This is a genomic window from Bacillus cereus group sp. BfR-BA-01524 (assembly GCF_022662595.1).
GTDB lineage: Bacteria > Bacillota > Bacilli > Bacillales > Bacillaceae_G > Bacillus_A > Bacillus_A thuringiensis_S.
In genome coordinates, this window is sequence record NZ_JAKUDW010000067.1 from 19774 (window position 1) to 28611 (window position 8838).

The following is an 8838-nucleotide window of genomic DNA, read 5'->3' on the forward strand; positions in this document are numbered from 1 at the left end:
ATATATTAATAAGAAGACGCGATGTTTTGCCCCTTTGGATCTGTTTATCTAAAGGGGTGTTTTTATAGTGAAAAGTGAAAAGAAGATCTGAGCTGAAAGGCGGATTAAGGAACCGTTGAGTAGCAATAAAGTTACTCAACTAAAGGGCCAGTTTGTGGAGGATTTTAACAGGTTTTTTAGAGTTATTATTTAAAAAAGGATTTTGAAGTCTTTTGGTGAAGATTAAATATTAAATCTATAAAAGATAGAGGTTGTTGTGATGTTGAAACTGTTTCAATATAACTGGCAAGTCCGTGATGATTGGTTTACATTGTGCGAAGACATACCAGATGAAGAACTATTAAAGAAACGGGTCGGTGGGTTCGGCAGTATACTACATACCCTATTTCACATTGTAGATGTTGAATATATGTGGATCTTAGGTTTGCGAGGTGAACCAGTGCCTGAGGAGCCATTGTTTGAGGATTATGCTAGCTTACAAAAAGTGAAAAATCTTTCAGCTCAATACCATGAGAAAGTGAAGCCATTTGTGACATCTTGGACAAATGAAATGGATTCTCGGAAACTTTCAGAAACTGATTTCAATGAAGAACCGATTAGCTCTAGAGACGCACCAATCAGGCGCCGAGTCATTGAATGTACACACGGAGAGATCATACGTCATGTCATTGTCCACGAAATCCACCATATTGGCCAGTTATCTATATGGGCACGTGAAATAGGAAAGGAGCCTGTTTCCGCAAATCTGATAGGAAGAAGGCTCTTCGATAATTAGACTGCCTTTGCCAATTTCACAAACAGGCGCGATTGTTGAACAACATAGGTAGAAATGATCAAACTTTTTTATAAAAACCAAACTTAAATCTGCTAGGGAAGAATCCATTTTGATCAATCTTTTTCAAAATGGATTCTTTTTATTTATCGTAAAACTTTGGATTGCGAGGTATTTTTGATCAAACTTTATTTCAAAGCTACAACTGTAAATATTGATAATATCTTTTTAAAGATATTTTAGTTTTGAACCCCATCCTACTTACCAACTCATCTTCAGTTAATCCTTGCTTAATAAGACGGAGAATAAAAGTGTTTCTCATCTGCTGTGCAGAGATACGCCTATTTAATTCCGCACGTTTCACTTCAAGTCGTATCATCTTTTGTATAGCAACTTCAGACAAAGCCTTTGGTGCATCATTTTCGTACACCCATCGATACGTACCTCGATTAAAATCAAATGCTACAAATAGAGGATCATCTGTGTGTTGTCTAGGTCTTACAGGTTCCGGAATAGTCGTGTAATATTTATAAAGCTGCTGCGTATCTTCCATAGTTAAAGAGACAGACCTAGTTGTTCCATTTTCCCCAGGTACCATTAAGATATTTCTAGCAAACTTTATATGGCTCATATTAAGCGATACAAGCTCTTGCAAGGACAACCCATAGTTTACTACTAAATTTATAATACAAACGTTTCTATCCATAATAAGAGGGCGATATTTAGCTTGTCTTTCCGTTAGCCCCTTTGTTGATAGGACAGTTTGTTTTAAAAGCTTTTCTTCCATTTCGGTAATAAAATCATTATCATTTAGTGATTGATCAGGAATTAAAGAGAGATTAATACCATCCAATGGACTAACTATGCATAAAAACATGTGTAACTTCTTTAAAACCACCCATATTCTGTGTCTTGTTTTCTGAGAATATTTACGCTTGTCTTCTAACTCAGAGAAATACGTCTGATAGTCCGCTTCAGAAAGTTCACTCCATGATTTGATATGTAGAAGTTTCTCATTTGCCCTTAGCCACTTATAAAAATCTTTAATATCATAAGCATAACGTTTAATCGTGGATTGTTTCCGTCCTTTTTCTGTTAAATAAGCAGAAAAGGCTGCTAATGTTTCTTCTAAATTAATGTTTTTGCACATTATAATCACCTAATTTCTTAGGAATTATTATAACAGAAAATAAGTGAAAGACATGCTACCGCCCTTTGCTACGCACGGTTGGTGGCATATCCAAAACGCAAACGGACAAACAACCCTTTGCATTTTGGATATGTTGATTATTATTTGTACATCAAAATAAATAGGGTTATCATAATACTCCAAAAAGGCACTACAAAAACTAACCCCCAAAGAATCCCTTTAAAAAATCCAATCTCGTTATAAGTATTCATTTCTATGTAAGTCAAATCTTTTAGTACAGCCATGTTTAATCCTCCCAATATGAATTGTTTATTAAAATGAAAAAAGGACAAACCTCGCCCTGGTAGGGATACGTAGGTTTGTCCTTTTGTATGTGGGTAATGATATGTTTAATTACCATTATTATAACGGAATTTACATATATTTTCAATTAGGTCTGACATCTTATTAACAAGCATACTAGCTGTATTAAAAATCTATTATAAATATATATCTTATATATTAAAAAGAAATAAAGATAAAACTATTATAGGTTATCAAAAATAGGGGAGAGATCTACTCCCACAAGGGAATATCTGATGTTAGAACGTAAAAAATCATAAATAGTAGAAAATGTATCCGGAAATTCAATGATTATTAGACTATCAATTCTACAAAAAAACATAAAGGGAATCATATGTTTCTACATGAAATCGGAAAGAAATTAATACAAAGCACTTTATATTTATCCAACTATGAAAATAGGCTTTATTTTCTTTATTTTGTTAAATACAGTAGTATCTAGTGTTCAATTATCCACATTTTATCCAGTTTAGTGTGCTATTTGTTAACATTACTCAGTATTTCCACATAACTCACATTTTTATTGATGATTTTTATTAGATAAACACAACAACAGTAGTAATTACAATGATTTTAGAAAGATTATATTCACATCAAATCATATTTGTCCGCATATCCACTATTTTTATAATTTTCCTTATGATTTTTTGTAGGTATTATAAGATAGGTTTTAATAGATTAGAAGAATACTCCCTGACGTTATGTGGAGAGTAATATATTGCTAGAATCGAATTTGTATAGAATTGCATAAAAAAAGACTCCATTTTACATGAAGTCCTTCTGATTTGGTATGTATAAATAGAGTAGTAGGAAAGGGGTGTTAATGAAACAAACACGAATAGCCCTCCACTTTCGATTTTTTCAAAAATAGAGAGCTCATTACTATTATTTTATTTCCATTGCGTTTAGCACCTGATCTGGAGCTGTTATTGTTACTCCAGCACGTACTAAACGTTCGAAGGTACGCATAAACTCTAGTAAATTAAACTGTTTTGGTAGTTCAATAACACGAAGTTTTTCTTGTGGCAGCTTATCAATTGCCTCGATAAACCATTCACGAACATCACTTGGAATCGTGCGTTCTTTATGACCACGAACTTTTAGTTTTTCACGCATTTCAATTTCTAAAGCGATATATGCATGGAGATTAACACCCTGATCATATGCATATTTTCTAAATAACGTTTCTTCCTGGTATTTTAGATAATTACGGTGATAAGACTCTTCCGTCACTGGTACTGCAAATTTCTGCTTCAGTAGTGCATGCACATTCTTAAACATCTTCTTAATGTTATGAAGAGAGTACATAGAATAATGTAGACCAAAATTAAAGACAGCTTGCTCACGGTCACTATTTCTCTCTTTTGGTATATGCTGCGCAATAAGAGGGTAGATACCTTCTTTTGCTGCTGTATCGAGAATTTGATATTGAGATGTTTGATGCAATAATTTCTTCAATGTATATACAATTTTCGTTGGATATCCTTCTTTTCGATCAACCATGTCACGTAGTCCGCGAATGACACTGCGAATTTGACGGTGACAAGTATGCTTTAATACATGAATGAATTTATTCATGTCTGCAGACAATTCACCGATATTCATCTCTTGTAGGACTGCTTCGATAAATTTCGCTTTTCGAGCATAGGTAGCTTTTGGTGTAAATGGATCCCTATGTTGTTCTTCTCCAGCTTCTTTCGAACATAAGAAGTCTGAATGGATAGACAGATATAATGTCGTATATCGTTTTGTATGCTTTACACCTTTTTGCATTTTACAAATTTTGAATAGGGGATTCCCCGTACATGGTAATGCAGTTGTTAATTCCTCGATAACCGCACGAATCTGATGCGGATATTTTTTATGTAAGAAACGATACATCCCACCGAAGTGAGTTTTGTTTCCTCTTTCGTCCTGCTTGTCCAAAGAACGCTTTAATGTTGTTTCCGTATGTTGTTGCATCGCAATGTCTAAGAATAATTTCTTAGCTGCTACAGATAGCTTAAAGAAATCCTTTGTAAATACAACAGGACTAATATATACGTACGGATTTGCTTTTTCTGTTTCCTCATTCAGAAAATGAGTCAGTTTGATTGTATATCGGCCATCTAAGCCATTTTCAATAGAGATTATGTTATGTAAGTTTAATTTCTTTAATGCAATATAGAATTGAGAGTGTTGGATATAAGCAAATTCTTCTTTATATTGCTTGTAATCTTCCCACATCATATGTATTGTTACATTTGGAATGACACCATTAGTAAAGCATTTCTTATGCAGATATAAGAAAACTTCGAGATCAGCATTCGTAATACCGTATAATTTATGCTTTCTTCCCGTTTTTTCTGCAAGTGCAGACATTGCGCGACGTGAAAAAGATGGTTTGGCTTTTTCGACAAATCCTTCTACGTCAGCAATACGTTCTTCATATGTCATGTGCTGCAGAATATCTTCTAAATATGTATCTTTATAGCTGTAGTATTTCTCCTCAAATGTTTCCACAAACTTTTGCCAAGATTTTAGTGTTACTAATACAGCATTGGTTGTTTCCCCATTTAAGCTACGTTGATTTCGTATTACAAATGATTTCCCCATCTTTTTCACCTCCGTTCTACAAATTCAGAAATATATGCCAAAAGACTATAAAATATACCAATTTTGATTATATCAAAACGAATTTTGTAAAAACGCGCCCTTTAAGAGAGTTTTTAAAAAGAGGAAACACTTGCTAAACCCTTGATATACAAGGCTTCAAAAAAAAGTTATAAAAAATTTCACGTGCAACTTTTGTGAAAATATGTTTCCTGTTTTAATGCTAGAGGAAACAGGGAAATCACAATAAGCCTTGATATAATCGCATTTTGTATTCATTGTTCTTTAGTTACGCGCGTGACTTGAGAAAAATGTTTCCTGTTTTCCGTTTTTTTACGCGCGTGACTTGGGAAAAAAATAGAGTTTATTTATGTTTTGAAAAAATGATAATACGGTAGAACTGTTTATATAAAAGGATTATCGGAATGGTCATAAAAAAATTACGCGCGCGACTTGGGAAAAGTGTTTCCTGTTTTGTGTATTAAGAAGAAATTTGTTTCCCAAAAGTAGTTTGTTTGGTTGCAGGTGTTTCCTCTTTTTTCGTTATACGCGTAACTTGGGAAAAGTGTTTCCTCTGAAAAAGAGGAAACAATACAAATTGAATCTGAAAAATTAGCAAGGTATGATTAAATATACAGGAGAAAATATTAAGAGGAATTTTTTAAAAACATTTATAAGGGGAATTGAGAATGGATCAAAGAATAGAAGAAGTTAATTATAAGCTAATAGACAATGGTATATTTTTCAGTGTGAATAAGACTCAACTTGCACGACACTTTCTAAATAATGTTCTTGAAATCGATGTATGTAATTTAAACAAAGAAGAAGTCACTAAAATAATTTGTGAGAAATATGGTTATAAATTAAAACAGTTACCAGATGAAGAAGAAATCTATCTATTTGTAGCTCATAACATAATGGGAATTAAAGAGGATAAAGAGCCTTATGAATGTTTTAACCATGAGGTTTTTCTTGTAATGAAGGATTTAAGAAAAATTAAATTTATGATCCAAGAATATGAATCAAAACAGCAAGTTAAAGATATTGATAGATATGAAAAGAAAAAGTATCAATACTTAGCTGAAAAGCTTTATAAGGCGAAAGATGAGATATGTGAATATATGACAGGGGAAATCAATTCATGTATATATAAAGAAGTAAAAGATTGGGGTAAACCAAATGGATTTCCTAGCTCCGGTAGTTTTAATCAAATGTTACCGATTCGATATGCTTTTAGAGGTAGGGAAGAAGAATATGAAATGTCAGTTTTTGATGGATTGAATTATAAATTTGAATTTATTACGTTACAGGAGCGAAATGAATTGAAACTTCTACACAGTAATAATAAAGATGAATTTAATGAACGTGTGGATAGATATATAATTACACATGAAATTGACAATAAAATATTATCTCTTATAGAGGAAAACCATGTACTTAATAAGAGAGGAATGCTTAAACAAGCAATAGAAATTTATAAAGAAGATATGATGGAATTATTCTGCCAGATTATACCTCTTCAAATTGAGGGGATAATATATGATTATTGTATTGAGTTAGGGGTTTCTTCAGCAAATATAGAACGTACCTCTTTGGATAGAAAAATAGAAGAGATAGTAAAAAAAGATAGACGGTTCAAATGTCATGAATATTTTAAGTATGATTTTATTGAGTTAAGAAATACAGCAGCGCATGGAAGGTTGCACGAGAATGTTAATTTCAAAGATACTGCAAATATGTTAATTTTAGATTTAATGTATTTATGTGATGCTTTAAATAATTCTAATGCGCTAGTGGTTAACAGAATGAGAAGCCTTATAAAGAGGTTTGAAGAAAACTTTAATAATGATTACGTACCTGTAGACGGGATAGTATACTCGTTTATAGCAAAATACAGAGATAAGTCCCTTCCATCTATTTATGAGAAGGAAAATGTAATACAAGAAATAAAAAAATATGCTATGAGCGATAATTTTTTGAGATATATACATATTCACATAATGCATCCTTCGTTGGTATCAGAATTATCACCGGAACAGAAACAAGAAATAAAAAAAATTATAGTTTATTTAATGCGTTCAAAAGAAATTAAAGAGCGATGTGTAAATTTATTGAAATTATTAGCAGATAATTCAAAAGAAGAATTAGTACATAAATAAGTATGCGCACCATATTAGGTGAATAGGAGGAGAATATGGATCAGTTAAAACAATTGTTTCAAAGTACATTATTAGTGGCATACCCACTATTTCAAAATATAGAAAATAACGAACGAATCTTTAATAAATGGAGAGGACTTTGTACGTTAATTAATAGCGATGTTAGTTATTTAGAGGATCCTATGTACACATCTGTCTCCTTTAAAAAATTTGCAAATTGGATATCGTATAAGGAATCCCAAGGTGTTGGTATTATGGAAATTGTTGCTCAAATAGAAGGATACCGACCAGAAGTATTTGAATTACTTGCTAATGATATAGAAAAAGAATTTGAAATTCTTTTAGTGAAACAAAAACAAGAAAAAAAACATACAGAGGAGCAGCAGAGCTTCATCGAACATAGTAGTGCTGGTTTTATGTACCATTTAACAGACACAATTGCAAAAAATAATTTTACAGAAGATAAGGAATTGAATGCCCATATTGCTGAGCTACCAGATAAGAGTAATAGCCTTGTTGTGGTATCTTCACGTTTTAATGATGGTGATATGAAATTAAGAGGCGCAGGGGAGTTAAATAGATGGAATACATTAGTTGATTCTACTTTTGTTGATCGTGTAATGGATGATTTAACTGCTGATTGCTTGGATATTGTAACAGAAATATGGGTGAAGTCAGCAAGCACGGAAAGTAGTCCAGTACATATAGGTTACGAAGAAATATTAGAAATGTGTAGTATGAAGCAGGTGAGAAATGGTAAGTCCTATTATCGTAAAGAGGACCGTTTAAAGATTATGGAGCGTTTAGCTGCACTGGCAAGTATTTTTATATATGTAAACGAAGATAATGAAATAGTTATACTAAATGATGATGAGAATCCAAATGAGTCACTTGCTTATAAAAAGCAACGAGTACGAAGACTATTCGTAATGGATGAAATAGTATTTGCTAAAGATATTGATACCGATGAAATGTTAGGTATTGAAAGTATGAATGTTGCACCTGGAACATTTTTATCTAAGTATTTATATGGATCAGAAAAATTGACTGGTTTGTTATCGAAAAAGGCTCTTGAATACAACAGTAAACAACAGAGGTATCACAAAAGGTTGACTAGGTATTTAAGTTGGAGATGGCGAATTCAGCAAGCTTATCAGCATTTAGTACACCCGTATTCAATTGGGGGTCCTAAAGGTCTTCTAAGTGTAATGGGTGTAAGCATGGGGCAAAACCCTGCAAGAATAAGGAATGTATTCGAAAAAACGCTTGATGATCTAATGCGTGATGAAGTAATAAAGGAATGGCAATACCAAACACCGATTGATGAGGGGAAATGTTCTGGGCGTAACTGGCTTGAAAATTATTGGTTAAACCTTAAAGTAACGGTTACGCCTTCTGATGAGTTAGTATCGTTACAGCAAGAGCTATTACAAAAGAAAAAAATAGCCCCTAAGAATAAATTAATGGGAGCATTGGCAAAAGATCCAGTGATAGAAGTACAGGATACGGAGACAGAAGAAATTCAATCACCTCAATTAGAACAGCAACAGGTAAATAGGGATATTAATTGGTATCAGCAGAAGATTCTCCAATATAAAGAAGAAAATAAATGTAGTTTAAGAGATATTGCAAAAGAAATAGAGATATCACCATCTAACCTTTCAAAACTGTTAACAGGCAAAAGAAAAAGATTAAGCGAAGAAACACATAATAAGTTGGATAAGTGGATAGAGAGACAAGAAGTAGTGAACTTATTATAAATTCATTACTTCTTGTATTAAGATACGTTTTTAAACTTATATTGCTACAGGTTGCATGTGAAT

General features: G+C 32.6%; 6 protein-coding genes. 3 read left to right on the forward strand and 3 right to left on the reverse strand.

Going from position 1 to position 8838, the window contains the following annotated elements:
- Positions 1 to 259 precede the first annotated feature (259 nt).
- Complete coding sequence (locus MR170_RS21360; RefSeq protein ID WP_242309184.1) at positions 260 to 775, forward strand: DinB family protein; 516 nt, start codon at positions 260 to 262, stop codon at positions 773 to 775.
- Positions 776 to 971: 196 nt separating this feature from the next.
- Here MR170_RS21360 and MR170_RS21365 read toward each other — a convergent pair whose 3' ends face one another.
- The 3 genes from MR170_RS21365 to MR170_RS21375 form a co-directional block, all read right to left on the reverse strand.
- The gene (locus MR170_RS21365; RefSeq protein ID WP_242309186.1) at positions 972 to 1922 is read right to left on the reverse strand and encodes a tyrosine-type recombinase/integrase; all 951 of its coding nucleotides are present in this window, start codon (positions 1920 to 1922) and stop codon (positions 972 to 974) included.
- Positions 1923 to 2062: 140 nt separating this feature from the next.
- Positions 2063 to 2206, reverse strand: a complete 144-nt coding sequence (locus MR170_RS21370) for a hypothetical protein (protein ID WP_176546904.1) — start codon at positions 2204 to 2206, stop codon at positions 2063 to 2065.
- Between the two features lie 943 nt (positions 2207 to 3149).
- Positions 3150 to 4859 (reverse strand): hypothetical protein, encoded by a 1710-nt coding sequence (locus tag MR170_RS21375; protein ID WP_242309188.1) that lies wholly within the window; start codon positions 4857 to 4859, stop codon positions 3150 to 3152.
- Between the two features lie 686 nt (positions 4860 to 5545).
- On the opposite strand from MR170_RS21375, the gene MR170_RS21380 reads away from it, so the two are divergent.
- Together MR170_RS21380 and MR170_RS21385 are read left to right on the forward strand one after the other, a co-directional pair.
- Positions 5546 to 7015 carry a hypothetical protein gene (locus MR170_RS21380; RefSeq protein ID WP_242309190.1) on the forward strand — a complete coding sequence of 490 codons (1470 nt, stop codon included), beginning with the start codon at positions 5546 to 5548 and terminating at the stop codon, positions 7013 to 7015.
- Positions 7016 to 7050: 35 nt separating this feature from the next.
- Positions 7051 to 8775 carry a helix-turn-helix domain-containing protein gene (locus tag MR170_RS21385; RefSeq protein ID WP_242309192.1) on the forward strand — a complete coding sequence of 575 codons (1725 nt, stop codon included), beginning with the start codon at positions 7051 to 7053 and terminating at the stop codon, positions 8773 to 8775.
- Positions 8776 to 8838 lie beyond the last annotated feature (63 nt).